Annotated in this window: 24 protein-coding genes; 14 read left to right on the top strand and 10 right to left on the bottom strand. The window is 46.1% G+C overall.

Annotation, left to right across the window (positions count from 1 at the left end; genetic code table 11):
* Window positions 1-9 precede the first annotated feature (9 nt).
* A complete protein-coding gene (gene epmA / locus R7035_RS21790; protein WP_005381485.1) occupies window positions 10-981 on the bottom strand; it encodes an elongation factor P--(R)-beta-lysine ligase in 972 nt (323 codons plus the stop codon).
* A gap of 435 nt (window positions 982-1,416) precedes the next feature.
* Here epmA and frdA point away from each other — a divergent pair, with 435 nt between their 5' ends.
* Genes frdA through frdD form a run of 4 tightly spaced genes read left to right on the top strand, consistent with a single transcriptional unit; the run spans window position 1,417 to window position 4,749 of the window.
* Entirely contained in the window at window positions 1,417-3,216 is a 1,800-nt protein-coding gene (gene frdA, locus R7035_RS21785; RefSeq protein WP_005381487.1) for a fumarate reductase (quinol) flavoprotein subunit, read from the top strand.
* Window positions 3,216-3,974, top strand: coding sequence for a succinate dehydrogenase/fumarate reductase iron-sulfur subunit (locus R7035_RS21780; RefSeq protein WP_005381489.1), 759 nt, complete (start codon window positions 3,216-3,218; stop codon window positions 3,972-3,974). Before frdA ends, R7035_RS21780 begins: the two co-directional genes overlap by 1 nt.
* A 2-nt stretch (window positions 3,975-3,976) precedes the next feature.
* A complete protein-coding gene (gene frdC / locus R7035_RS21775; protein WP_005381491.1) occupies window positions 3,977-4,360 on the top strand; it encodes a fumarate reductase subunit FrdC in 384 nt (127 codons plus the stop codon).
* Window positions 4,361-4,371: 11 nt separating this feature from the next.
* Window positions 4,372-4,749, top strand: coding sequence for a fumarate reductase subunit FrdD (gene frdD, locus R7035_RS21770; RefSeq protein ID WP_005381493.1), 378 nt, complete (start codon window positions 4,372-4,374; stop codon window positions 4,747-4,749).
* A 102-nt stretch (window positions 4,750-4,851) separates the two neighbouring features.
* Here frdD and R7035_RS21765 read toward each other — a convergent pair whose 3' ends face one another.
* Window positions 4,852-6,255, bottom strand: a complete 1,404-nt coding sequence (locus R7035_RS21765) for an SPFH domain-containing protein (RefSeq protein WP_005386397.1) — start codon at window positions 6,253-6,255, stop codon at window positions 4,852-4,854.
* Window positions 6,256-6,521: 266 nt separating this feature from the next.
* Entirely contained in the window at window positions 6,522-7,088 is a 567-nt protein-coding gene (efp, locus tag R7035_RS21760) for an elongation factor P (RefSeq protein ID WP_005381500.1), read from the bottom strand.
* 32 nt (window positions 7,089-7,120) lie between these two features.
* On the opposite strand from efp, the gene epmB reads away from it, so the two are divergent.
* On the top strand, window positions 7,121-8,143 hold the full coding sequence (epmB, locus tag R7035_RS21755; RefSeq protein ID WP_053307395.1) for an EF-P beta-lysylation protein EpmB: 1,023 nt from the start codon (window positions 7,121-7,123) through the stop codon (window positions 8,141-8,143).
* Window positions 8,144-8,238: 95 nt separating this feature from the next.
* Entirely contained in the window at window positions 8,239-8,736 is a 498-nt protein-coding gene (locus tag R7035_RS21750) for an MgtC/SapB family protein (protein WP_005381504.1), read from the top strand.
* 100 nt (window positions 8,737-8,836) lie between these two features.
* On the opposite strand, the gene R7035_RS21745 is transcribed toward R7035_RS21750, so the two are convergent.
* The 3 genes from R7035_RS21745 to R7035_RS21735 all read right to left on the bottom strand — a co-directional run bounded on the left by R7035_RS21745 (window position 8,837) and on the right by R7035_RS21735 (window position 11,728).
* A complete protein-coding gene (locus tag R7035_RS21745; RefSeq protein ID WP_005381507.1) occupies window positions 8,837-9,400 on the bottom strand; it encodes a VC2662 family protein in 564 nt (187 codons plus the stop codon).
* 313 nt (window positions 9,401-9,713) lie between these two features.
* A complete protein-coding gene (groL, locus tag R7035_RS21740; RefSeq protein WP_005381509.1) occupies window positions 9,714-11,360 on the bottom strand; it encodes a chaperonin GroEL in 1,647 nt (548 codons plus the stop codon).
* A gap of 77 nt (window positions 11,361-11,437) precedes the next feature.
* Window positions 11,438-11,728, bottom strand: coding sequence for a co-chaperone GroES (locus R7035_RS21735; protein WP_005381516.1), 291 nt, complete (start codon window positions 11,726-11,728; stop codon window positions 11,438-11,440).
* Window positions 11,729-11,968: 240 nt separating this feature from the next.
* Between R7035_RS21735 and R7035_RS21730 the strand changes: the two genes are divergently transcribed.
* The gene (locus R7035_RS21730) at window positions 11,969-13,351 is read left to right on the top strand and encodes an MATE family efflux transporter (protein WP_064354383.1); all 1,383 of its coding nucleotides are present in this window, start codon (window positions 11,969-11,971) and stop codon (window positions 13,349-13,351) included.
* Between the two features lie 92 nt (window positions 13,352-13,443).
* Here the strand turns inward: R7035_RS21730 and pfkA are convergent, their stop codons facing one another.
* The 3 genes from pfkA to R7035_RS21715 form a co-directional block, all read right to left on the bottom strand.
* Window positions 13,444-14,406, bottom strand: a complete 963-nt coding sequence (pfkA, locus tag R7035_RS21725; protein ID WP_064354384.1) for a 6-phosphofructokinase — start codon at window positions 14,404-14,406, stop codon at window positions 13,444-13,446.
* A 283-nt stretch (window positions 14,407-14,689) separates the two neighbouring features.
* On the bottom strand, window positions 14,690-15,598 hold the full coding sequence (gene fieF, locus R7035_RS21720) for a CDF family cation-efflux transporter FieF (protein WP_064354391.1): 909 nt from the start codon (window positions 15,596-15,598) through the stop codon (window positions 14,690-14,692).
* Window positions 15,599-15,709: 111 nt separating this feature from the next.
* Window positions 15,710-16,222, bottom strand: a complete 513-nt coding sequence (locus tag R7035_RS21715; RefSeq protein ID WP_005386388.1) for a CpxP family protein — start codon at window positions 16,220-16,222, stop codon at window positions 15,710-15,712.
* 190 nt (window positions 16,223-16,412) lie between these two features.
* On the opposite strand from R7035_RS21715, the gene R7035_RS21710 reads away from it, so the two are divergent.
* The 4 genes from R7035_RS21710 (at window position 16,413) to trmL (ending at window position 19,895) form a co-directional block, all read left to right on the top strand.
* Window positions 16,413-17,102, top strand: coding sequence for a response regulator (locus tag R7035_RS21710; protein ID WP_005382384.1), 690 nt, complete (start codon window positions 16,413-16,415; stop codon window positions 17,100-17,102).
* A complete protein-coding gene (gene cpxA, locus R7035_RS21705) occupies window positions 17,102-18,496 on the top strand; it encodes an envelope stress sensor histidine kinase CpxA (protein ID WP_005382383.1) in 1,395 nt (464 codons plus the stop codon). The genes R7035_RS21710 and cpxA overlap by 1 nt, the downstream gene beginning before the upstream one ends.
* 174 nt (window positions 18,497-18,670) lie before the next feature.
* Window positions 18,671-19,279 carry a superoxide dismutase gene (locus tag R7035_RS21700; RefSeq protein ID WP_005382382.1) on the top strand — a complete coding sequence of 203 codons (609 nt, stop codon included), beginning with the start codon at window positions 18,671-18,673 and terminating at the stop codon, window positions 19,277-19,279.
* A 136-nt stretch (window positions 19,280-19,415) separates the two neighbouring features.
* Window positions 19,416-19,895, top strand: a complete 480-nt coding sequence (trmL, locus tag R7035_RS21695; RefSeq protein ID WP_064354386.1) for a tRNA (uridine(34)/cytosine(34)/5-carboxymethylaminomethyluridine(34)-2'-O)-methyltransferase TrmL — start codon at window positions 19,416-19,418, stop codon at window positions 19,893-19,895.
* A gap of 70 nt (window positions 19,896-19,965) precedes the next feature.
* Here trmL and R7035_RS21690 read toward each other — a convergent pair whose 3' ends face one another.
* The gene (locus R7035_RS21690) at window positions 19,966-20,484 is read right to left on the bottom strand and encodes an FxsA family protein (protein ID WP_033907286.1); all 519 of its coding nucleotides are present in this window, start codon (window positions 20,482-20,484) and stop codon (window positions 19,966-19,968) included.
* A 431-nt stretch (window positions 20,485-20,915) separates the two neighbouring features.
* Between R7035_RS21690 and aspA the strand changes: the two genes are divergently transcribed.
* The 3 genes from aspA to R7035_RS21675 all read left to right on the top strand — a co-directional run bounded on the left by aspA (window position 20,916) and on the right by R7035_RS21675 (window position 25,845).
* Entirely contained in the window at window positions 20,916-22,367 is a 1,452-nt protein-coding gene (gene aspA, locus R7035_RS21685; protein WP_005382379.1) for an aspartate ammonia-lyase, read from the top strand.
* 176 nt (window positions 22,368-22,543) lie between these two features.
* Window positions 22,544-23,851: an anaerobic C4-dicarboxylate transporter gene (locus tag R7035_RS21680; RefSeq protein ID WP_005382378.1), complete on the top strand. Its 1,308-nt coding sequence runs from the start codon at window positions 22,544-22,546 to the stop codon at window positions 23,849-23,851.
* Between the two features lie 161 nt (window positions 23,852-24,012).
* Window positions 24,013-25,845: a protein-disulfide reductase DsbD gene (locus R7035_RS21675; RefSeq protein ID WP_054577279.1), complete on the top strand. Its 1,833-nt coding sequence runs from the start codon at window positions 24,013-24,015 to the stop codon at window positions 25,843-25,845.
* Window positions 25,846-25,988: the final 143 nt, after the last annotated feature.

Genomic DNA, 25,988 nt, shown 5'->3' with positions numbered 1-25,988 from the left:
TGGACGTCCTTATGCAATTGGAAATGGAAAGGCCGTCACTTGATCAATGTGGTCACAGCCTAGCGCCAGCATGATCAAACGATCGATACCCAACGCGACCCCTGCACAATCTGGCAACCCTGCTTCCAGTGCAGAGATCAGATGATAATCGATCGGCTGTGGTTTTAAACCCATTTCGATACGCTTTGCGTTATCTTGTTCAAAGCGCGCTAATTGCTCTTTCGGGTTATCCAGTTCATGAAATCCGTTCGCCAGCTCTATCCCCTTAAAATACACTTCAAAACGATCCGCGACGCGATGATCTTGAGGATTGATTTTCGCAAGCGCCGCCTGTGATGCAGGGAAGTCGTACACAAAAGCCGGCACGTCCTGACCAATTTTGTTTTCTACTCCCACGCTAAATAGTAGTTGCAGCAGCGTATCGCGATCTTCTTCTGGCTCAGCAATGTCACTCAAACCCAGCTTGCTTGCCGCCGCTTTCAGCTCAGTCATCGAGCCTTCCAGTGGACACACACCCAACACATCAATGAAGGCTTGCTGATACGTCATGCGCTGCGCTGCGCCACACTTCAATACCAGCTGCAACAGGTCATCCATTTCATCCATCAATTTATGATGGTCAAAGCCAACGCGATACCACTCCAACATCGTGAATTCAGGGTTGTGGTAGCGACCATTCTCTTCATTACGAAATGCTTTGTTGATTTGATAAATACAACCGCTGCCCGCAGCCAAAAGGCGCTTCATATGGAATTCTGGGCTGGTCATAAAAAACAGCTTACTGCCATCGGCATAGCCTGGGCCAACAAACTCGGTTTGGAAAGTATGCAAATGGATGTCAGTCACGGTTGCGTGACTCATGGCTGGCGTATCGACTTCCATCACCTGTCGGTCAGCGAAGAATTGTCGAATCGACGCGATTAACGTCGCACGTTGACGAAGTTGGTCAATGGAAGCAGTAGGTTGCCAGTTGGTTTGCATAACAAGTCTCTCAAACTTTAATTCAGCGAGGAAAGTCTCATTCTACATGCTTTTTACTCTTCAAGAAGAGAGGAATATCCCTTCTTCTTTTTACTAATGTGCTCGCAAATTTGAGGCAAGCATTACTCGTGCCGCAGAACAAAAAACACTCAGTTAAAATCCTATTATCCATGCGGTTAATGTCACGCAACACGGGTTTAACATCCCTAATGTTAATGCTTGAGGACCAAAACCTCGATGCCGTGATAGCAGTCACATAACCTATAAATTCTATGCCCTTAAGTGCATTACCGAAGCAAAAACCCAATTACATCAATTTTTCTGCCATGTGGCTCATCTACACTAACCCTACTACTTTTGGGGAGTTCTTTTTAAAGAGCGCCTCGTAATGACAATAACAAGCGGATTTCCGCAATCACACACTGGAGGATAACTGTGCAAATTATCACCACAGATATCGCAGTCATCGGCGCAGGCGGCGCTGGTCTTCGTACTGCTATTGCAGCGGCTGAAGCAAACCCAGACTTAGAAGTCGCTCTGATTTCTAAAGTTTATCCAATGCGCTCCCACACGGTCGCTGCAGAGGGTGGCTCAGCAGCAGTTATCAAGGATGAAGATAGCTTAGACAACCACTTCAACGACACTGTTGGCGGTGGTGACTGGCTATGTGAACAGGATGTTGTTGAATACTTTGTAGAGAACGCGACTCGCGAAATGATCCAAATGGAGCAATGGGGTTGCCCATGGAGTCGTAAAGAGAACGGTGAAGTCAACGTACGCCGCTTTGGTGGTATGAAGGTTGAACGTACTTGGTTCGCTGCAGACAAAACTGGCTTCCACATGCTTCATACGCTATTCCAGACATCAATGAAGTACAGCAACATCAAACGTTTTGATGAGTACTTTGTGGTGGATCTGCTTGTTGATGAAGGCGAAGTTCAAGGTCTGATTGCTATTCACATGTCTGAAGGCGAGCTTGTTACTATCAAAGCAAAATCTGTTGTTCTAGCAACAGGTGGCGCGGGCCGTGTTTACCACTGTAACACCAACGGCGGTATCGTAACGGGCGATGGTATGGCAATGGCTTACCGTCACGGCGTTCCTCTACGTGATATGGAATTCGTTCAATACCACCCAACAGGTCTTCCTGGTACAGGTATCCTGATGACGGAAGGTTGTCGTGGTGAAGGCGGTATCATCGTTAACAAGAATGGCTACCGTTACCTACAAGATTACGGCATGGGCCCTGAAACTCCAGTTGGCCAACCGAAGAACAAATACATGGAACTGGGTCCTCGTGACAAAGTTTCTCAAGCTTTCTGGCACGAACAACAGAAAGGCAACACCATCAAACACCCACTGGGTGACGTGGTGCACCTAGACCTTCGCCACCTTGGTGAAGAGTACCTACAAGAACGTCTACCGTTCATCTGTGAGCTAGCAAAAGCTTATGTAAACGTGGACCCTGCAAAAGAGCCAATTCCAATTCGTCCAACCGTTCACTACACCATGGGTGGTATTGAAACGGACGGCGGTTGTGAAACTCGCATTAAAGGCCTATTCGCGGTGGGTGAATGTGCGTCTGTTGGTCTTCACGGTGCAAACCGTCTAGGTTCTAACTCACTGGCTGAGTTCGTGGTATTTGGCCGCGTAGCGGGTGAAAATGCAGTGAAACGCGCAGCAGAATTCAAAGGCTGGAACGACGCGGCAATTGACGCGCAAGTCAAAGCCGTTGAAGAGCGCATCGCGAAACTGATGAACCAAGAAGGCGACGAAAACTGGGCAGAAATACGCACAGAAATGGGCCACACCATGGAAGCGGGCTGTGGTATATACCGCCAAGAAGATTTGATGCAAGCGACTATCGACAAAATCACTGAGTTGAAAGAACGCTACAAACGCATCAGCATCAAAGACAAAGGTAAAGTGTTCAACACAGACCTTCTATACGCAATCGAAGTGGGTTACGGCCTAGAAGTCGCAGAAGCGATGGTTCACTCTGCGATTCTACGTAAAGAGTCGCGCGGCGCGCACCAACGTCTAGACGATGGTTGTACAGAGCGTGATGACGTGAACTTCCTAAAACACTCACTTGCTTTCTACAAGCCAGAGTCAGCACCAAGTATCGATTACAGCAATGTGACCATCACTAAGTCACAACCAAAAGCTCGTCTATACGGTGAAGCAGCAGAAAAAGCAGCGGCTGAAGAGAAGAACGCAGAGGAGCAAGCATAATGTCAGCAAATCGCATTCAAAAAGTAGACATCCTGCGTTACGACCCAGAAAAAGATGCAGAACCATACAAGCAAACATTCGAAGTCCCATTCGATGAAACCATGTCTGTACTTGACGCACTTGGTTACATCAAAGACCACCTAGACAAAGATCTGTCTTACCGTTGGTCTTGTCGTATGGCGATCTGTGGTTCTTGCGGCATCATGGTGAACAACGTACCGAAACTTGCTTGTAAGAGCTTCCTACGTGACTACCCAGACGGCGTGACTATCGAGCCTCTAGCGAACTTCCCAATCGAGAAAGACTTGATTGTTGATATGACGCCATTCATCGAGCGCCTAGAAGCAATCAAACCATACATCATTGGTAACGATCGTAAACCAGAAGACGGTACGAACTTGCAAACGCCAGAACAGATGGCGAAATACAAGCAATTCGCTGGCTGTATCAACTGTGGTCTATGCTATGCAGCATGTCCTCAGTTTGGTCTTAACCCAGAGTTCATCGGTCCTGCTGCACTAACGCTAGCCCACCGCTACAACCTAGACAGCCGTGACAACGGTAAAGATGAGCGCATGAAGCTTATCAACGGTGAAAACGGTGCTTGGGGTTGTACGTTTGTTGGTTACTGTTCTGAAGTTTGTCCGAAGAACGTTGACCCAGCAGCGGCTGTAAACCAAGGCAAAGTGGAGTCTTCTATGGACTTCGTGATTGCTATGTTGAAACCTGATGGTTCACCAAAGAAAGTGGAGGCATAAGGATGAGCAATCGTAAACCTTACGTTCGTGAAGTAAAACGCACTTGGTGGAAGAACCATCCTTTCTACCGCTTCTACATGCTACGTGAAGCGACGGTGCTTCCGTTAATTCTATTCACTCTGTTCCTAACTTTCGGTTTAGGTTGCTTGGTGAAAGGTCCTGAAGCATGGCAAGGTTGGTTAGCGTTCATGGCGAACCCAATCGTCGTCGCAATCAACATCGTTGCACTACTCGGTAGCCTATTCCACGCTCAAACTTTCTTCAGCATGATGCCACAAGTAATGCCAATTCGTTTGAAAGGCAAACCAGTGGACAAGAAGATCATCGTATTGACTCAGTGGGCCGCGGTTGCGTTCATCTCACTGATCGTTCTCATCGTGGTGTAAGGAGCTGAGCAATGAAACCGAATTATAGTGTAAACACATCACCAAAACGTTCTGATGAGCCAATCTGGTGGGGTCTGTTTGGCGCAGGCGGTACTTGGTTCGCGATGATCACGCCAATCACTGTTCTTGTGCTAGGTATCTTGGTACCACTAGGCGTGATTGACGCAGAAGCGATGAGCTACGAGCGTGTCTCTGCATTCGCAACCAGCATCATCGGTGCGCTATTCATCATTGGCACGCTAGCATTGCCAATGTGGCACGCAATGCACCGTGTACACCACGGCATGCACGACCTTAAATTCCACACTGGTGTGATTGGTAAAATTGCATGCTATGCATTTGCAGGCCTCATCACTGCACTAGCAGTTATCTTTATCTTCATGATTTAAGAGACTGACCAAAAAAGAAAAAGCTGGCTAAATGCCAGCTTTTTTATTGCTTTGGGTTACCTATGATCTTTTTGCTTTTTAAGCTTTTGACCACCCATGATCTTATTGCTGTGCGACCTTCTTTGTCTGGTCCATAAGACCCAGAGCACCAAAGCCAGTAATCACATCTAGGTTTGTTTTCAAGCCCGTTTCGTCACTTCCACCAATGTAATTTTGTGGCATCTGAACTTGGAAGTTTTGCAAATTGTTGTACAGCGAGTTCGCTACGTCTCGATTCAATTCTGCCAAGTAAACTTCACGGTTTGCTCCTAACGCCGCATACTTACCTTTTAGGACTTCAGATTCTGCGCGACCTTTCGCTAATATCGCTTTCGCTTCAAACTCAGCAGAAAGTGCGTTCGCTTTTTGAATCGCTAAGTTAGCCTCTGCGATAGCTAGCTCTTTCTCCTTCTCGACTTCAGCAAGTCGTTTGGTCTTTTCCACTTCAACGATTTCACGCTCTGCAATCTGACGTGCAACTTCCACTTCTTTTTGCTGAGCAATAATTGCGAGTTCTTTACCACGCTGGGCGTCTTGCACCTCACGTGTTCGTTGAATCTCTTTGCGTAACTGCTCGGTCTCTGCCTGTGCTTTCGACGTTTCTTGTTCCTGAATCGCGCGAATACGATCCGCCACTAAACGCTTTTTATCTGCCAATAGCTGATCTAATTGCTTTTCTGGCTGTGGGTCACCAATGGTCACCTGCGTCACTTGAATACCGTATTGTTGTAACGGATTGTCTTGACGAATTGGTTGCCCGGTTTTGTCTACGACAGGCACGGTTTTCCATACCAGTTGATTGGTGCGCTGTAATTGGTTCGGATTGGCTTGATTCGCCCCAACAGGCGCAAGATCCAACTCTTCCACTTCAACCTGACGTCGCTCTGTTAGATAAATCCCCTCTCGTAACTGATCGCCAAGTTTCGATTTGAACTGGTTCAAGCCACCTTGGAAAAACTCTTCACCCGTGTATTGGGTTGCGGTAATCACCGTTACGTTACGTGCGTTCTTTACAAGCAGCGCATCGATCAAGTTACTGTTGTTGCGGAACTCTTTGTGCATCTTCTTCACCGCTTCAGGGTCATTACTGAGCTTAAAGCGGAATGTTACGGGGATCTGACCAATATAGGTGTCGGCAAATCGAACCTGAATCGCATCAAGGCGTTGATAAAAATCTTCGCCCTTGCTGTTACCGAATGACACGGTGATCACTTGGTCATACTTGGTGATTTTGGACAGAAATGGCATGCGAAAATGAATGCCAGGTTCAGTAAACACATCCAACTCACCAGTAATATTATTCTGATGCACGTAGCTGTAACCCGCATCGGTCATCAGCACCGAGCTATTAATCGTTAAGCCTATTGCCAACAGCGGTACGCCAAATACGGCTGCTTTTAATCCTTTATGTAGTAACTGACGTCTTTCTTCCACCTTTAAACCCCTTCCTAAACCTCTGCTTTCCATTTTGTTCTCCTTTTTGGATTGTTACTGAGTTAAATCGATAAAAATCAGATTGCTATGCAACTCAGCGACAAGTACTAATGTATCAAAATGTTACATTAAGGAATAATCGACAGATTCATGGAATAAATAAGATTTTTACGAATAATACAAAATCATCAAAAATTTGCGGAGAATATCGATGTTTTACGCTGAGGGATTAAAAGAGAAGAATCACAGGCAATAAAAAAGGCCGCCGAAGCGACCTTTCTAACAATCATATAAAGTGCTTACTTCACACGACCTACGTATTCAGCAGTACGAGTATCTACGCGAATCACTTCACCAATTGAGATGAACAGAGGAACACGAACAACAGCGCCAGTTGATAGCGTCGCTGGTTTACCGCCAGTACCTTGAGTATCACCTTTCAGGCCTGGGTCTGTGTCTACAACTTCTAGCTCAACGAAGTTTGGTGGAGTAACAGTAATTGGGTTACCGTTCCAAAGAGTGATCATACAAGTGTTGTTTTCTACCAACCACTTAGCGTTTTCACCTACCGCTTTTGCATCCGCTGCGATCTGTTCAAACGTTTCACTGTTCATAAAGTGGTAGAATTCGCCGTCTGAATATAGATAATCTAGGTCGATATCCATTACGTCTGCCACTTCACAAGTGTCACCAGACTTGAATGTTTTCTCTAGCACTTTACCAGAAAGAAGTTTACGAATTTTAACACGGTTGAACGCTTGGCCTTTACCTGGTTTAACGTATTCGTTTTCCAGAATTACACAAGGCTCGTTATCAAGCATTAACTTAAGACCGCCTTTAAATTCATTGGTGCTAACTGTAGCCATTTTTTCCTCTTACATTCTTAGAGCTAAATTCAATGCCGCACATAATAACCCGAAAAGTCGAATCTGTTGAGCAAAACTGGCTCAAACAGTTGGCGAATGGGATCTCTGATCCTGCAAAATTGCTCGAAATACTGGAAATTGATCCTTCACCGTGGCAAGACGGGTTTGCCGCGCGCAAGCTGTTTGCACAGCGTGTACCGCAAAGTTTTGTCGATAGGATGGAGAAAGGCAACCCTAAAGACCCTCTTTTACGTCAGGTTTTACCACTGAGCGACGAATTTGAGGTGCATCCGGGTTACTCCAATGATCCATTGGAAGAGCAGGACAATGAAGTCCCTGGCCTGCTACACAAGTATCGCAACCGCGCCCTGATGATTGTCAAAGGTGGCTGCGCGGTAAATTGCCGTTACTGCTTTCGTCGTCACTTCCCTTATCAAGAGAACAAAAGCGGGAAACAAGCCTGGACCAAGTGCTTAGAGTACATGGCACAACAACCAGAGTTGAACGAAGTCATCTTCTCAGGTGGTGATCCATTAATGGCAAAAGACGATGAGATTCATTGGCTTTTAGAGCACATTGCTCACATTCCTCACATCAAACGTCTGCGTATTCATAGCCGTTTACCTGTGGTGATTCCAGCTCGAGTCACTGATGAACTATGCCAACTTCTGCAAGCATCAAGGTTACAAATCATCCTCGTCACTCACATCAACCATGCCAACGAAATCAATGACGAATTTGCTGAACAGATGTTCAAGCTCAAAAGAGCGGGCGTTACGCTTCTAAACCAAGGCGTTCTGCTGAAAGGCGTGAATGATTCGGTGGAAGCTCAAGTGGCGTTAAGTGAGGCCTTATTTGACGCGGGTATCTTGCCTTATTACCTCCACGTTCTTGATAAGGTGCAAGGCGCAGCGCACTACTTTATTTCGGACGAAGAAGCGAAAGCTATTATGCGCGGACTCATCACGCGTGTATCGGGTTATCTGGTACCAAAACTCACACGAGAAGTTGGTGGCAGGCCAAGTAAAACGCCGTTGGATTTGCATTTAGAATAAGCTCTGACACTCAATTAAATTTGTCGTCTAGATTGATTATTTTTGTTCGCTTTGCACGGTAAGTCTATGCATACTCCGCACTTTTGGAGGTCAAGATGCATACAGCATTCGAACAAATTTTCGATCTTGGCCCATTCAGTTGGCCTGCCCTACTATGCTGCGCCATTAATGGGCTCATGATCGGTATAGAGCGCCAAACTCGTGGTAAACCGGTTGGCATTCGCACAGCAATATTAATTATTTCAGGCACCTACCTGTTTATGTCGATGGCAGTGTCGTTATCGCCAAATACTCTTGATCAAGCACGAGTGCTTGGTCAGATCATTACTGGCGTCGGCTTCTTAGGCGCTGGCGTTATGATGACACTTGATGGAAAAATCCATGGCGTAACATCCGCGGCTGTAATATGGGTGCTAGCAGGTTTAGGTTTGATGATAGGTTTGGGTTATTTAACGCAGTCGGTGGTTATTACTCTCCTGACATTAACCGTGTTGTTAGGTGTGGATAAAGCAGAAAACCACATCAAAGCATTACGCCGCGGTGTTCATCAAAGAATTCAACAACGCAAAACTTCATCACGATTAATTAAATAGTTAACGCTCCGAGAAACTCGCTTCATCTCATCAGTAATTAAAGAGCCCTCGACGAACATCGAGGGCTTTCTGTATATAAAGATTCTGACTTTCTCAGGGATTACTTAGCAAAGTTGATGAGTGGGAAACACTTGAAGAAACCGTTATCCGCACAGTTCAAAAGACCAATTTGCACACCATCGATTTGATCGGTCATGTTGAAGAAACCAAACTGGAAATTAGACTTCTTAGAGATACTCGCTAAGCCCACATCCGCCATGGTGTAGCCTTCAGAATAGTTCACCGCGCTCCAGTTCAAGCCTTTTACGTTGTTCGTAATGTTAACAGCACCCAAGTTAACACCCGTCGTCTGACCTTGGTTCCAGTTAACTAAGCCTAAAGACGCGCCTTTCATTTCTTGATTTACTTTTGCTGCACCAAAAAACAGACCGAAGTTCACACCTGTCGTACGATCCGTTTCTGACATACCAAGCAGTGAAAAGTCGACACCTTTAACCTCATTTACCTGCCCATGCAACACAGCTAAACGAACGCCACCTACTGAAGAATTAGAGGGTGCGTTTGTGTTATCGATAGTAGAGAACATCACAGGTGTACTGTCGGCAAAAGCAACAGGTGATGCGATAGCGGCTGCAACCGCCAATGACGTCATAAGCTTTTTCATTTTCATCTCCATGATGGGAAGCAACAATTTACAACATAGTGTAATGTTCAGATTTTGCTCTGTCCCCGTTCAAAAAGTGTTAGCAATAGGTCAGATTTAACCATCTGACTCAAAAGAAAAAATATTTCTCTTCGATTTTTTGCTTCTGAAATGGCGCTTTTTACGCTCAAAAATTTCATGATAAGCCACACCAGAACGTCATGTTTCTCAGGTGACACGCATAAAAAAGTCGAGGCATCTGCCTCGACTTTTAAGGGTTTGGTCGGTTATCTTTCCGCTATAAGGTTTCCCTAGAGCGATGAGATAAGCTGGTTTACATCATGCCGCCCATACCGCCCATGCCACCCATGCCGCCCATGTCAGGCATCGCTGGCGCGTCTTTTTGCGGTAGGTCAGTAACCATCGCTTCAGTTGTGATCATCAGACCTGCAACCGATGCTGCGAATTGTAGTGCAGAACGAGTAACTTTAGTTGGATCTAGGATACCCATTTCTAGCATGTCGCCGTATTCGCCTGTTGCCGCGTTGTAGCCGTAGCTACCTTCACCCGCTTTCACGTTGTTCGCAACAACTGAGTCTTCCTCACCTGCGTTCTTCGTGATTTGACGGATTGGCGCTTCCATTGCACGTAGTGCAACGCGGATACCAACGTTTTGTTCTTCGTTGTCACCCGTTAGGTGAGCAATCTTAGATGCCGCGCGGATAAGTGCAACACCACCACCAGCAACAACACCTTCTTCAACCGCTGCGCGAGTTGCGGCTAGCGCATCTTCTACACGGTCTTTCTTCTCTTTCATTTCAACTTCAGTCGCTGCACCGACTTTGATTACTGCAACACCGCCAGCCAGTTTAGCTACGCGCTCTTGTAGTTTCTCTTTGTCGTAGTCTGAAGTTGCGTCTTCGATTTGTTGACGAATCTGAGCAACACGGCCAGAGATCATCTCTTCTTCACCGATACCATCGATGATAGTCGTGTTTTCCTTCGTGATAGAAACACGCTTTGCTTGACCTAGATCTTCTAGTGCAACTTTTTCTAGCTCTAGACCGATCTCTTCAGAAATCACAGTACCGCCAGTTAGGATAGCGATGTCTTGTAGCATTGCTTTACGGCGGTCACCGAAGCCAGGTGCTTTCACAGCTGCAACTTTTACGATGCCACGCATGTTGTTCACAACCAATGTTGCTAGCGCTTCGCCTTCTACATCTTCTGCAATGATAAGCAGTGGACGAGATGCTTTCGCGACAGCTTCTAGCGTTGGAAGAAGCTCACGAATGTTTGAGATCTTCTTGTCTACCAGAAGAATGAATGGGTTTTCTAGATCAACACTGCCTGATTCTTGGTTGTTGATGAAGTAAGGAGACAGGTAACCGCGGTCGAACTGCATACCTTCTACTACGTCTAACTCGTCTTGTAGCGCCTGACCTTCTTCAACCGTGATAACGCCATCACGACCCACACGCTCCATTGCTTCTGCAATGATATTACCTACGCTTGCGTCTGAGTTTGCAGAGATAGTACCAACCTGCGCGATCGCTTTTGTGTCGTTACATTCAACAGAAAGCTCTTTTAGTTGCTCAACTGCCGCGGCAACAGCTTTGTCGATACCACGCTTAAGATCCATTGGGTTCATGCCCGCTGCGACTGCTTTTAGACCTTCGTTAACGATAGATTGTGCTAGTACCGTTGCTGTTGTTGTACCGTCACCCGCTGCGTCGTTTGCTTTAGACGCAACTTCTTTAACCATTTGTGCGCCCATGTTCTGGAATTTATCTTCCAGCTCGATTTCACGCGCTACTGATACACCATCTTTAGTGATAGTCGGTGCACCAAAAGATTTGTCTAGAACGACATTACGTCCTTTAGGACCCAGTGTTACTTTTACTGCGTCAGCCAGAACGTTTACACCTTCCAGCATTTTAACTCGTGCGTCATTACCAAATTTAACGTCTTTAGCAGCCATCTTTGATTTCCTTTCTAAAATTCTTTGTGTGTAATTTCGTAATTGAATCTGAGCAAAAAATTACTCAATGATTGCTATTATTCAACGATCGCCATGATGTCGTTTTCAGACATGACAAGCACTTCTTTACCGTCGATTTTTTCAGTTTTTGTACCGTAACCTTCAGCGAAGATAACGGTATCACCGACTTTAACGTCTAGTGGCAGTACGGTGCCGTTTTCTAGGATGCGGCCTTTACCCACAGCTAGAACAACACCGCGAGTCGATTTTTCTGCAGCAGAACCAGTCAGAACGATGCCACCAGCAGACTTAGATTCAACTTCTTTACGTTCAACGATAACTCGGTCATGTAATGGACGAATGTTCATCGGTCGTCTCTCCTGAAAATTTCCATGTTTATTTGATAATTGTCCTTAGGGACTGTAGCCCCAGACACGTGATCCCTATATAAGGGGTCGAAGCAGCGATCCCAAGGGGGTGGCACAAAATTTTTGTGACTTAGTTAAAATAACGAACAACTAGGCAACGGTTTGCGTTAGAAATGCTCACTCGCTCGGCATCTCGCTTTCTTGTATCCTTGCAGTTTGCTCACCAGATAGTTGTCACACATGCAGGAAAATAACAAGCTAGAACCCCAAGCGACCGATAAGCATGGTTTGTTGACCGCACCCATTCCTGAAACGCTGCGGAAAATGACCGTCCCCATGACTATGGGCATGATCGCAATTTTGATGTTTAACTTGGTGGACACGTTTTTTATCTCGCTGCTTGGCACTCAAGCGCTAGCGGCTATCAGCTATACCTTCCCTGTCACCTTTGCGGTTAACTGCATTACGATGGGGATTGGGATGGGACTATCGACCAATATTGGTCGCTTGCTTGGGCAAGGTCATGCACCACAAGCTGCTCGGTTCACCACCCACGGTTTGTTGTTAGCCGTGTTACTTGTGGCTATCACGTCTTCTATTGGCTTTACCACCATTGCGCCATTGTTTCGTTTTCTTGGTGCGTCTGATGATCTCATCCCTCTTATTGAGCAATATATGCAGGTCTGGTATCTCACCATTCCTCTGCTAGTGATCCCAATGGCGGGCAACAGTGCTATCCGAGCTACTGGCGACACAAAAACACCAGCAAAAGTCATGATGTTGGCTGGTTTGATTAATGGCATGCTCGATCCATTGTTGATTTTCGGTTATGGCCCTTTTCCGGAACTTGGCATTCAAGGCGCAGCCATAGCAAGTGCCTTTAGCTGGTTAGGTGCTTTGTGTGGCTCATTCTATGTGCTAATTAAACGGGAAAAATTGCTTGCTCAACCCCAATGGGCTTTGCTGAAACAAGACTGGCAACAGACACTAAAAATTGGTACCCCTGCTGCGCTATCAAACGCGATGAATCCGTTGTCCGGTGCCATTCTGATGATGCTGTTATCCAACCATGGTACAGCGGCGGTTGCTGCTTACGGCGCAGCGCAGCGTATTGAGTCTATATTGATTTTAGTATTGATGTCGCTGACCTCTGCCCTCACACCGTTTATGGCACAAAATTTAGGAGCCAAACAACCGCAACGAGCCTTTTCCGGTTTATTTATTAGCATGCGTTTTGCAGTGGTATTCCAAGGGTTTATCTTCTTGATGATGGTGCCACTGAGCATTCCTCTGGCTGCGCTGTTTTCTCAGGAAGATGCGGTGAAAAACCTGCTTTGGCATTATTTACTGGTGGTGCCATTTAGTTATGGCTTCCAAGGCATCGTGATGATGTTAGTCAGTGGTTTGAATGCGATGCACAAGCCATTGCGTGCATTCCAGTGGAGCTTTATGCGGCTGTTCATTTTTACCTTGCCATCGGCGTGGATCGGGAGCCAAATCTACAGCATTGAAGGCTTGTTTATCGGTATCGCGGTTGGAAATACGTTGGGTGGGCTACTGGGCTACTTGTTTGCGCTGCGCGAGCGAAAATTAACGCTCATAGAGCAGAGCAGCGTGTCTTAGCACTCGTCTATCGCTAGTTTCTTTTTTGTTGATTCTCAAATACAAAAAAAACCGCGGAAAGCCGCGGTTTTGTTTATCTATTTCAAGCTTGCTTAGAACAACTCTTCAGCAACTTTGTATAGATCGTTGCGTACTGGACGCTTCATGTTTTCGATTGCGTCGATGATATCGTGGTGAACAAGTTGCTCTTTCACGATACCTACACAACGACCACCATGACCTTCGATCAATAGGTGAACAGCGTAGTTACCCATACGAGATGCTAGTACGCGGTCAAATGCAGTTGGACGACCACCACGTTGGATGTGACCAAGTACTGTTGCACGAGTTTCACGACCTGTCGCGGCTTCGATGTCACGTGCTAGTTCATTAGCATCCATCATTAGCTCAGTAAGCGCGATGATCGCGTGTTTCTTACCTTTAGCGATACCATCTTGGATGTTGCTGATCAGCTTGTCTTTGTCTAGACCAGTTTCCGGAGTGATGATGTATTCACAACCGCCCGCAATTGCAGACATCAGAGTCAAATCACCACAGTGACGGCCCATGATTTCTACAATTGAAATGCGTTGGTGAGATGAAGAAGTATCACGTAGACGGTCGATTGCATCGATAACGGTGTTTAGTGCACTTAGGTAGCCCACAGTGTAATCCGTACCTGCGATATCGTTGTCGATTGTGCCCGGAAGACCGATACATGGGTAACCCATTTCAGTCAGTTTCTTCGCCCCCATGTACGAACCATCACCACCGATTACCACTAGTGCATCGATACCATGTTTTTTCAGGTTATCAATCGCTTTTTCACGAACTTCCACTTGTTTAAATTCAGGGAAACGTGCAGAACCTAGGAACGTACCACCTTTGTTGATCACATCTGAAACGCTAGAACGATCTAGCTTCTCGATGCGGCCTTCGTATAGGCCTAGGTAGCCGTCGTACACACCGAATACTTCCAATCCTTCGGATAGTGCTGTACGTACTACGCCGCGTATCGCAGCGTTCATACCAGGTGCGTCACCGCCACTTGTTAAAACACCGATCTTCTTAATCATGCTCACCCTCGATCTTTGGCAATCAATTATTTAATTTTCTTTTAGGCCCCTTGTTACCAAGCAACCTGCATAATCCAGAACTGTGCGTTATGTTACATTTCCTCTACAGGATTACCAATGAAAACGCACTTTTTTATGTAACTTTTCTACTTATGTAAGAGTATTACAGTTTCTCTATGAAACTTTGTTGATTCATATCAGGATCACGAATCTTAATAAGTATTGATGGAAAGATAGTCAATAAGTACCTGTTTGTCGTCGGGCACTGATGGATTTTTCAAGCCTACCAATCTTGCGCTTTCTGCTCTTTCTCAGGTCCGAAAACGACAGACAATGGATCTTGATGGATCAATACATCCGCATCAGGAAACAGAGCCAATAAATTATCTTCCACTTTATCAGCGATGTAATGCGCCTCAATTAATCGTAAGTTATCGTCTAGCTCTAAATGCAACTGTATAAAGCGCGTCGGTCCTGACATTCGTGTGCGTAACTGATGCACACCCAATACCCCTTTTACGCTCAAACAAGCTTGGCTAATTTGCTCAAGTTCTTCATCGGGCAACTTTCTATCAAGTAAGGTTTGAATCGCTTCGCTGACCATTTTGAAAGCGCTATAAAGAATGAAGACACCAATACCAATCGCAAACACAGCATCCGCTTGAGTCACTCCAAAATAACTGAGCCCCAGAGCCACCATGATCGCAGCATTCATATACAAGTCAGTCTGATAATGCAGAGAATCCGCCGCTATTGCTTGGCTCCCCGTCACGCGAACCACATGTTTTTGGAACATCACCAAGCCAAGTGTGACCACAATCGCAAACAGCGATACATACACACCTAACTCCGGTGCGTGTAAAGCATGCGGGCGGAAAAATCGGTCAATCCCGTTAAGAATCAAAAATACTGCCGAGCCCGAAATAAACATTGCTTGGGCTAGGGCCGCTAAGGACTCAGCTTTACCATGCCCAAAAGTATGTTCGCGGTCTGCAGGTTGTAAGGCGTAACGAACCACCACAAGATTCACAACTGAAGCCGCGATATCTAACATGGAGTCAATCAATGACGCCAATAAGCTCACTGAGCCGGTTACCCACCACGTGATGACTTTTACTATCAGAAGAAGCGTCGCCACAATGGTTGCAGTCCAAGCGGCGGTCGTAACTAAACGTGCGTATTGCTGTTTCATAATCAAAGAGTTAACTAAAACCATACGTTGAGTATATTGAATGACCATGAAATAACCAGATCAAAAAGAGGCAACCAATGGCTGCCTCTTTATATAACATCAATTCATGACTTAATTATTGCGCGACTTTTCCATGCGCTTGTGCATTCTGTCGCCACACTCTTGCATACGTTCATTTTGTAGCTCAACAAATTTCGCTTTCTGCTCAGGTGTTAATACGCTAAGCATTTGGTGCTTTCTTTCTAGCATTTGCACGCGACGTTCCGTTTGGCGCTCAACCATCTCTTTTGCTAATTCGCTAGCTTGAGCTTCATCAAAGTTATCCGCCAGCAAAAGCGATTGTACTTTTGCGTGATGCGCTTGACGCTCAGCCATACGTGCTTCTTTGCCATCAGCGAATTTTGCTTTCATTTCTGCTTTGTTTGCTTCACGCATTTCTTTTAGCTGATCTTTTTGTGCATCAGTCAGGTCTAGTTGACGCATGACACCTCGGTCCATACCCATGCCGCATTCGTCACGAGGGCCTTTATGATGGTTTTTACCACCGTAAGCGAATGCGCTTGCGGCGCCAAGAGTAAGAGGTAGAACAACAGCAGCTAACACAAGTTTTTTTGCAGACTTCATAATACGATTCCTTACACAGGTGAGTGGTTCTTCTGAGCTGTTCTCACAGCGCTTGAGTATAGAATACGACCCGCTAGGTAAAGCGACGTATAGGGAGCGTAAAGAATCGTAAAGAGTGATTTTTCTCCTCTTCGTTGCGCATCATTCCAATGTAATATTAGGCTATCGGTAACTTACTATAGGTGCCCCCATGGCAAACATTCTTTTAATCGATGACGATATCGAGCTAACCAGCTTATTAAAAGAAGTACTCAGTTTCGAAGGGTTTGACGTCAGCGAAGCAAATGACGGTGAAGCCGGCTTAGCCGCGATCAATGATAAGATTGATTTGATTTTGTTGGATGTCATGATGCCAAAACTCAATGGCATGGAAACGCTGAAACGCTTACGTGAAAATTGGGAAACTCCCGTCTTGATGCTGACCGCTAAAGGGGAAGAAATTGATCGCGTGATCGGCTTGGAACTGGGCGCGGATGATTATTTACCAAAACCTTTTAGTGACCGAGAGCTGTTGGCGCGTATCCGTGCGATTTTACGCCGCACTAGCAGCACACAAAAAAATACCAAAAACAGCGATTGCATTGAGTATCAAGAAATCCGCCTCTATCCCGGTAAGCAAGAAGCGTATTGTGAGCAACAGCTACTCGACCTCACAGCAACCGAGTTTGCGCTACTCACCCACTTCGTACAAAACCCAGGACAAGTGCTGACCAAAGAGACACTGAGCTTAGATGTGCTTGGTAAACGACTCGCTGCTTTTGATCGCGCTATCGATATGCATGTCTCGAACTTACGTAAAAAATTACCAGATCAAAGCAATGGCAAGCCGCGAATCAAAACCCTGCGTGGTCGTGGCTACATGCTGCTTGAGGAGGATTAATGCGCCTATCACGCATCAAACTGCCAAACATCAATAGCCTGTATGGACGCATCTTTGCCATTTTTTGGTTCACCATGTTATTAGTATTGATAGCCGTGCTATCACTGCCACATTTGGACCCACGCAAAGCTCGCGATATTCCAGAAGAACACTACAAACGTATGGTAGAAACGCGTGACTCAATCCAACAAAAATACAGCCAGCAAACAGATTTAGGCCGCATACTTTTTCGTATCGAGGGCAACCGCCACGGCAAGCACGACCCTCGCCCACGAGTGTTTTTTTCTGACTACAGCGGTAATGTTCTTACGACAGAAAAACGCAGCAATTTTCAATTGCGTGCAATGCAAAACTTTGTCACCAGTATCGAAGATTACAATAATCCAAAGCAGAAGCTGTATGGTCGATACATGATTGCGGGCCCAATTCCTATCACTTTGGCAGGTTCCGATATCTTGATGTACGTGGGCTTCAAGTGGAATGAGCCACCACCTCTACTCCTGCGTCTGTTTGATCACCCATTCCAGCTCTTGCTTGCGGTCATGCTGGTTAGTACACCATTGCTGTTATGGCTTGCTTGGGCTTTGAGTCAACCAGCACGTCGTCTTGAAGCCGCTGCTCAACGTGTGGCGAAAGGTGAATTTGTCACAGACCCAAATTTAGAAAAAGGCACGGCGGAGTTTCGTCAAGCAGGTAGCAGCTTCAACCAGATGGTCGAAGCGGTTAATCAGATGATTTCAGGACAACAACGTTTGCTATCCGATATCTCTCACGAGCTGCGCTCACCTTTAACTCGTCTGCGCATGGCAAGCGCATTAGCGACGCGTAAACAAGGCGAAAGCCCAGAACTGACTCGTATCGATACCGAAGCGCAGCGCTTGGAACAGATGATCAGCGAACTACTAGAGCTTTCTCGCATGCAGGCGAACAGTCATATGACTCGCGAAACACAGCCATTAGAAAGTTTATGGGAAGAGATCATTAAAGATGCGCAGTTTGAAGCAGAGCAAATGGGCAAACAGCTACACTATTCAGAATTACCTAAGCGCAATATTTCCGGTAACCCTAAACTGCTGATGAGTGCGGTGGAAAATATCGTTCGTAACGCCATTTACTACGGAAAAGATGAGGTACAAATCGACATCAAAGCCGATGACGATACGCTTCGTATCACGGTTGACGATAATGGAGAAGGTGTACCAGAAGAGGAACTGGCCGCGATTTTTCGCCCGTTCTATCGCGTTTCCACGGCACGCGATCGCCACTCTGGCGGCACAGGTCTCGGCCTAACCATTACCGAAAGTGCCATTCGCCAGCACAGTGGCACGATCGCAGCCAGCCGAAGTCCTTTAGGCGGATTGCGCATGAGTATCACCTTACCGATCAATTGTTAGTCTCAATTTGATGAACTAACAATAATTCGCACCATATTTCTAGAGTGAGTGATTCACAGCCCCACCCTCACTTTAGAAATTGGTGAGGCTTCTTAGAATACCCTTACAAAGATCAAAGTTGATAATAATTATCGTTAGCATTAAAGTAAATTTTCCAATTAAGGAGGATTTACTATGTCACATACATTTCCCGCTCTGCCTTACCCGTACGATTCACTAGAGCCGTACATCGACGCGAAAACCATGGAAGTGCATTACAGCAAACACCACAAGACGTACTTTGATAAGTTTGTAAATGCCGTTGAAGGGAGCGAGCTCGAAACTCAGTCATTAGACGAGATCTTTGACAATATCTCTAAGCTCAGTCCAGCAGTACGTAATAATGGTGGCGGCTATTACAACCACATCATTTATTGGAATTGCATGTCACCAAACGGTGGCGGAGAGCCTCAAGGCGCGCTTGCTCAAGCAATTAACGATAAATTTGGTAGCTTTGCGCAATTTAAAGAGGCATTTGCCCAAGCTGCCATCAATACCTTTGGGTCTGGCTTTGCATGGCTGATCGTAAAAGATGGTGAGATTCACATTACGTCCACCAGCAATCAAGATAACCCTCTGATGGACGTAGTGGATGTGCGCGGTGAACCAATCCTCGCATTAGACGTGTGGGAGCACGCGTATTACATCAGTTACCAAAACCGTCGCCCAGAATATATTGATGCGTGGTGGAACGTCGTCAACTGGCGAGCAGTTGAAGAAAACTATGCTCACGCTCTCTTATAAGAAGCATTAAGCCTTACGGTATTAACATCCGCGCTAATGCCTGCTTTCATACCCAGGTCAATCTTGCTGAATCTCGCATATTTCGGTGACTTGGGTATATACTGCCCCTCTCTTTGACCAACTCTATTTCAATACCATGTTTGATATCGCTTTATACGAACCAGAAATCGCGCCGAACACCGGCAACATCATTCGACTATGCGCCAACTGCGGTGCAAACCTTCACTTAATTGAACCTCTGGGTTTCGATCTTGAAGAGAAAAAAGTCCGCCGCGCTGGTTTGGATTACCATGATTTAGCTCGCGTAACGCGTCATAAAGATTATCAAGCATTCTTGGAATACTTAGAGAAAGAGAAGCAAGGCAACTACCGCCTGTTTGCGTGTACGACAAAGACCACAGGTCATCACGTTGATGCACAATACCAAGCGGGTGATGTTTTGATGTTTGGTCCAGAAACTCGTGGCTTGCCTGCTGAAATCATCGATAGCTTGCCAATGGAGCAGCGTATTCGCATTCCAATGATGCCAGATGCGCGCAGCCTAAACCTTTCGAATGCCGTTGCGATCATCGCTTTTGAAGCATGGCGTCAAATGGGCTTTGAAGGCGCATTGTAAGCGACACGAATTCCAAATACAGAAAAGGGCGCTTGGTGCGCCCTTTTGTTTTCTTTGCTGACTAACTCAATCAGTTGAGCTTGTTGCGATCATCATCGTCTTTACGCTCGTATTCCCCTTCGAAGGTATTGCCATTATCTGACTGGGAATCAAATGGGTCACGACGGAACGGGTCTTGCTCAAATGGCCCCTGGTTAGAGAAACCACCTTGGAAGCCACCGCCATGCATGGTTTTCACCACCATTTTGCTCATCAAGTATTTAGCTATCGCGGCGCGTGGCGCAGGAAGCAACACCAACATACCAAGGGCATCGGTCATAAAGCCCGGGGTTAACAGTAGCACGCCAGCCACCGCTAGCATTACGCCTTCAAAAATTTGCTGGGCTGGAATTTCACCTTGTTCAAGACGCCCCTGTACTGACATCAGTGTTTGTATACCTTGGCTACGAACCAACGACGCACCAACAAATGCAGTGATTAAGACTAGTGCAATGGTCGGCCATAAACCTAAAAAGCCGCCCACCTGAATAAATAAGCCGATTTCAATGATCGGAACAAAAATAAACGCTAATAATAAGATAGGAAACACACGCCCTCCTTTGTTTAATTCAGTGTAATGGTAAAAGCAGACTAAGCTCAAACGAATCGTTGTAAAAAAGCGTGTTCATACTGGTCTCCTTCTTTTTTAGACAAAGTAGCGGGAGCGCGTTTCATTCAATTGCATACCGATTTTTTCGTGCTTTTAAAGTGCTAATTTCGAACTCTAAAAACTCATGTTTGTCGAGGAAAATCGAGTACCCATAAAGGGTTATTAATAACCCGTTCATACTTTGCAAATTATTGACTCATGAAAAACGAAAAAGGTGATCTAGTTACTATTTTTATGCGCTAGGTGCAGTATCATGTGCCACATAAGTCAGGACGGATTTTCCAGCCAAAAATTCTGATGAATGGATTCTAGATTGCAGAAATGGCTAATAAATAACTTTATTATCAGAATTATCATCTAAGGATCCTGCTATGGCTACCCTATCTGATGCTCCAAAAACAGCAAACCCAGCCACTCGTATTGAAGAAGATCTATTAGGTCAACGTCATGTCCCTGCAGATGCGTACTACGGTATTCATACGCTACGTGCGATCGAGAACTTCAACATCTCCAATATGACCATCTCTGACGTACCAGAATTTGTACGCGGCATGGTAATGACCAAAAAAGCAGCAGCGTTAGCAAACAAAGAACTTGGCGCTATTCCAAAAGACGTTGCAAACTACATCATCGAAGCGTGTGATTTGATCCTAGAAACTGGCAAGTGTATGGATCAGTTCCCATCAGACGTATTCCAAGGCGGTGCAGGCACTTCAGTTAACATGAACACGAACGAAGTGATCGCAAACGTTGCGCTTGAGTTGATGGGTAAAGAGAAAGGCCAATACGAATTTGTTAATCCAAATGACCATGTAAACAAGAGCCAATCAACCAACTGTGCGTACCCAACAGGCTTCCGTATTGCGGTATACAACAGCGTACACAAGCTAATGGAAGCAATTGAGTACCTAAAAGGCGCATTCGAACTTAAAGCCGTTGAGTTTAAAGATGTACTGAAAATGGGCCGTACTCAGCTTCAAGACGCAGTACCAATGACAGTAGGTCAAGAGTTCCATGCGTGGGCGGTAACACTAAACGAAGAGATTCGTGCTCTAGATTACACATCTAAACTCCTCCTAGAAATCAACCTAGGCGCAACCGCAATCGGTACTGGTCTAAATACACCAACTGGCTACCAAGCGCTTGCAGTAAAACACCTAGCGGAAGTAACAGGCCTTGACGTTGTTGCAGCAGAAGACCTTATCGAAGCAACGTCTGACTGTGGTGCATACGTAATGACTCACGGCGCACTAAAACGCCTAGCAGTGAAACTATCGAAGATCTGTAACGACCTTCGTCTACTTTCTTCTGGTCCTCGTGCGGGTCTAAATGAATTGAACCTACCTGAAATGCAAGCAGGCTCTTCAATCATGCCAGCTAAAGTAAACCCAGTTATCCCAGAAGTAGTAAACCAAGTTTGCTTCAAAGTTCTCGGTAACGACAACACGGTTTCTTTCGCAGCAGAAGGCGGTCAGCTACAGCTAAACGTAATGGAACCAGTTATCGCACAAAGCGTGTTTGAGTCTATCTCTCTACTACACAATGCGTGTGTGAACCTACGTGATAAATGTATCGACGGCATCACTGTGAACAAAGAAGTTTGCGAAAACTACGTTTACAACTCTATCGGTATCGTCACTTACCTAAACCCATACATCGGCCACCACGAAGGTGACATCGTAGGTAAGATTTGTGCAGAAACTGGCAAGAGTGTTCGTGAAGTCGTGCTAGAGCGCGGTCTGCTTACAGCAGAGGAGCTTGATGAAATCTTGTCAGTAGAAAACTTCATGCATCCTACTTACAAAGCAAAACGTTACGAGTAATAACGAATCCGAAGGGGGCCACTCAGGCCCCTTTTTTAGGCTCTCATACGGTTAACCACATTTTTTATATGCTTTTATTGCCGCTAAACCACTAGGTTCTCATTCTCTGAGCATTTACTCCTGTTCCTGAGTGTTCAAAAAATCAGAATCAAATAAAAAACTAAAGAGGTATCAATATGGTCATGGTCGAACTCTTCGTGGTTCTGCTCTTCATCTATTTGGGGGCAAGAATCGGTGGTATCGGCATTGGTTTTGCCGGTGGTGCTGGGGTCATTGCGTTGTCTTTGATCTTGGGCGTACCAACAAGCCAAGCTTACATTCCCGTTGACGTAATTTTGATCATCATGTCTGTAATCACCGCTATCGCAGCAATGCAGGTAGCGGGTGGTTTAGACTGGATGGTGCAAGTTGCTGAAAACTTTTTGCGCAAGCATCCTGAGCGCATCACCTTTTATGCGCCTATCGTAACTTACCTAATGACATTAATGGCGGGTACTGGCCACACGGCATTCTCTACTTTGCCAGTGATTGCAGAAGTAGCGAAAGGCCAAGGCGTGCGCCCTTCTCGTCCACTGTCTATCGCGGTCGTAGCATCGCAAATCGCTATCACCGCATCACCAATCTCAGCGGCTGTTGTAGCGTTCGCGGCAATGCTGCACCCATTTGGCGTTGACTACCTAACACTACTAGCAATCTGTATCCCAACGACGTTCATCGCGTGCATGATCGGTGCGTTCGTGGCGAACTTCATGGGCTGTGAGCTAAAAGACGATGCTGAATACCAAGAGCGTCTAGAAAAAGGCTTAATCAAGCTAAATACAGAAGCAAAACGCGAAATCCTACCAACAGCGAAGAAAGCCACCTTCATCTTCCTAGGCGCAATCGCATTTGTCGTGTGTTACGCAGCAGCAATTTCTGGCTCTGTGGGTCTTATCGAGAACCCTGCTCTAGGCCGTAACGAAGCTATCATGACGGTAATGCTAGCAGCTGCGGCAGCTATCGTAATGAGCTGTAAAATCGATGCTGGCAAAATCCCAGCCGCAGCAACATTCCGCTCTGGTATGACAGCGTGTGTGTGTGTTCTTGGTGTGGCATGGCTAGGTTCTACGTTCGTTAACGCGCACGTTGACGGCATCAAAGAAGTGGCTGGTGCGCTACTAGCAGACTACCCATGGATGCTAGCACTCGTTCTATTCTTCGCTTCAATGCTGCTTTACTCACAAGGTGCAACCACTGTTGCGCTGATGCCAGCAGCACTAGCAATCGGTGTCGCACCACTTACCGCAGTTGCATCTTTCGCAGCAGTAAGTGCGCTATTCGTGCTGCCAACTTACCCAACGCTTCTAGCAGCGGTTGAGATGGACGACACGGGTTCAACTCGTATCGGTAAGTACGTATTCAACCACCCATTCTTTGTACCTGGTGTGGTAACCATCGCTTCTGCGGTAGCACTTGGCTTCGCATTCGGTGGTCTACTGATCTAGTAGAAACAGAGTCTTACTCGGGGAGCTTCGGCTCCCTTTTTTATTGCCTGTTGTCTTGATTTATGCTCAATAAATCTTCATTTTCATGAAACTTATTGACTCGCCTCCGGGTCTGATTGAGTTACACTAACGGCAATTATCTAAGATGAATTGACTCTTTTATGCGCGCATTACTTTCCGTTTTACTCTTAGGGCTCATTACCTTTTCCACTCCGTCTTTAGCTTTATTTGGCAAAGACCAGTTTAACAGTAGCCAGAACAACAGTTTTGGTAGCAGCAGCGACAGCTTTGTTCCGGTTGATCAGGCGTTTCCATTTAACTTCTACCAGCAAGATGACAAATTGATGCTCGATTGGCAGGTACGTGACGGGTACTACCTATATCAAGAGCGCTTGTCTGTAGCTGGTGAGAAAGTATCGCTAGGCGAACTGCAAATGGAAGACGGCACACCGCATAAAGATGAATTCTTTGGTGACGTGCATATCTATACTCAACCTCTCTTCGTTAATGTACCAATGCATGATTGGCAAGACGGTGCGCGCGTGGTGGTGCAATACCAAGGTTGTGCGAAAGCAGGCTTCTGTTACCCGCCAGAAACTCGCGTGATTCCTATCAGCGCGTTTACTTCGTCGAACTCAGATTCAACAGCGGCGACGACAATACCAAAAGCAGAACAAGCACCAACAGCAACGCCACCAGCGGCGCAATCATCTACGTCTGATGACACATCATCAGCGCCAGTAACACAGCAAGATAGCCTTGCAGCCAACCTTGCTGATAACTGGTGGACACCACTTCTGTTCTTGGCGCTTGGTGTGGGCTTGGCGTTTACACCTTGTGTGCTGCCGATGTACCCAATTCTGACCAGCATCGTGCTTGGCAGTGGCAAACTGAGTCAGCGCCGTGCGCTAGGCTTGTCGTTTGTCTATGTACAAGGCATGGCGCTGACTTACACCCTACTCGGCCTTGTGGTGGCATCTGCAGGTATGCAGTTCCAAGCAGCAATGCAACACCCTTATGTGCTGATTGGCTTGAGCGTACTGTTCATCGCACTCGCTTTGTCTATGTTTGGTCTGTACTCATTACAGCTACCAAGCAACGTTCAAACATGGTTGAATAACTTAAGTAATAAGCAACAGGGCGGCAGCAGTGCAGGCGTATTCGCCATGGGGGCGATTTCTGGACTGGTGTGCTCACCATGTACCACGGCACCTCTGTCTGGTGCGCTACTTTACGTGGCACAAAGCGGCGATTTGCTTACCGGTGGTATCGCGTTATACGCGCTGGCGATGGGCATGGGTATTCCGCTGATCCTTGTAGCGGTATTTGGCAACAAGTTGCTACCAAAAGCCGGCGGTTGGATGGACCGCGTGAAAACGCTGTTCGGCTTTATTCTGCTTGCCGCACCTATCTTCTTACTAGAACGCATCATGCCAGAAATGTGGTCAACGATTCTGTGGTCAGCACTGGGTATTGCTGCTTTTGGTTGGCTATACCACATCAAAAACAGTCTAGAGTTTGGTGGCTGGAAACAAAGTGCCGTGGGCATAATCGCCGTCTTAGGTTTGCTAGCCGCAGCACAACCTATCTTAAATTACTGGTTTGGCAACAGCACAACACAAACTCAGCAAGCCACTGTTAGCTTTACTCGCATTGCTAACGTGGCGGAGCTTGAAGAACAACTGGCACTTGCGAAAGCGGCAGGTAAACCCGTCATGCTCGATTTCTACGCCGATTGGTGTGTAGCATGTAAAGAGTTTGAAAAGTACACCTTCCATGACCCAAGCGTCGAAGCAAAACTGCAAGACTTCGTTCTTCTGCAAGCGGACGTGACCAAAAACCAAGTGCAAGACATCGAACTACTGAAGCACATGAATGTACTTGGTTTACCAACAATTGAGTTTTGGGATGCCAGTGGCGAACACGTTTCAAACGCTCGTTTGACGGGATTCATGCAAGCTGAGCCTTTCTTAGAGCATATCAAGCAGTTCTGATAACCAGATATTCAAACGCCAGTGATGTCCACTGGCGTTTTTTATTGCTCAGATTTGAATAAGAACATTGCGTTTATATGCAATTTTCCTAATAAAAGTCGATTTGGTTCAGACTTTTAGCGAATAAATATTGTCCACTCTCT

It is taken from the genome of Vibrio sp. 1731, from assembly GCF_033339955.1.
GTDB lineage: Bacteria > Pseudomonadota > Gammaproteobacteria > Enterobacterales > Vibrionaceae > Vibrio > Vibrio alginolyticus.
The sequence above is the reverse complement of the archived record's forward strand: the minus strand, read 5'-3'. Positions and strand labels throughout refer to the sequence as shown.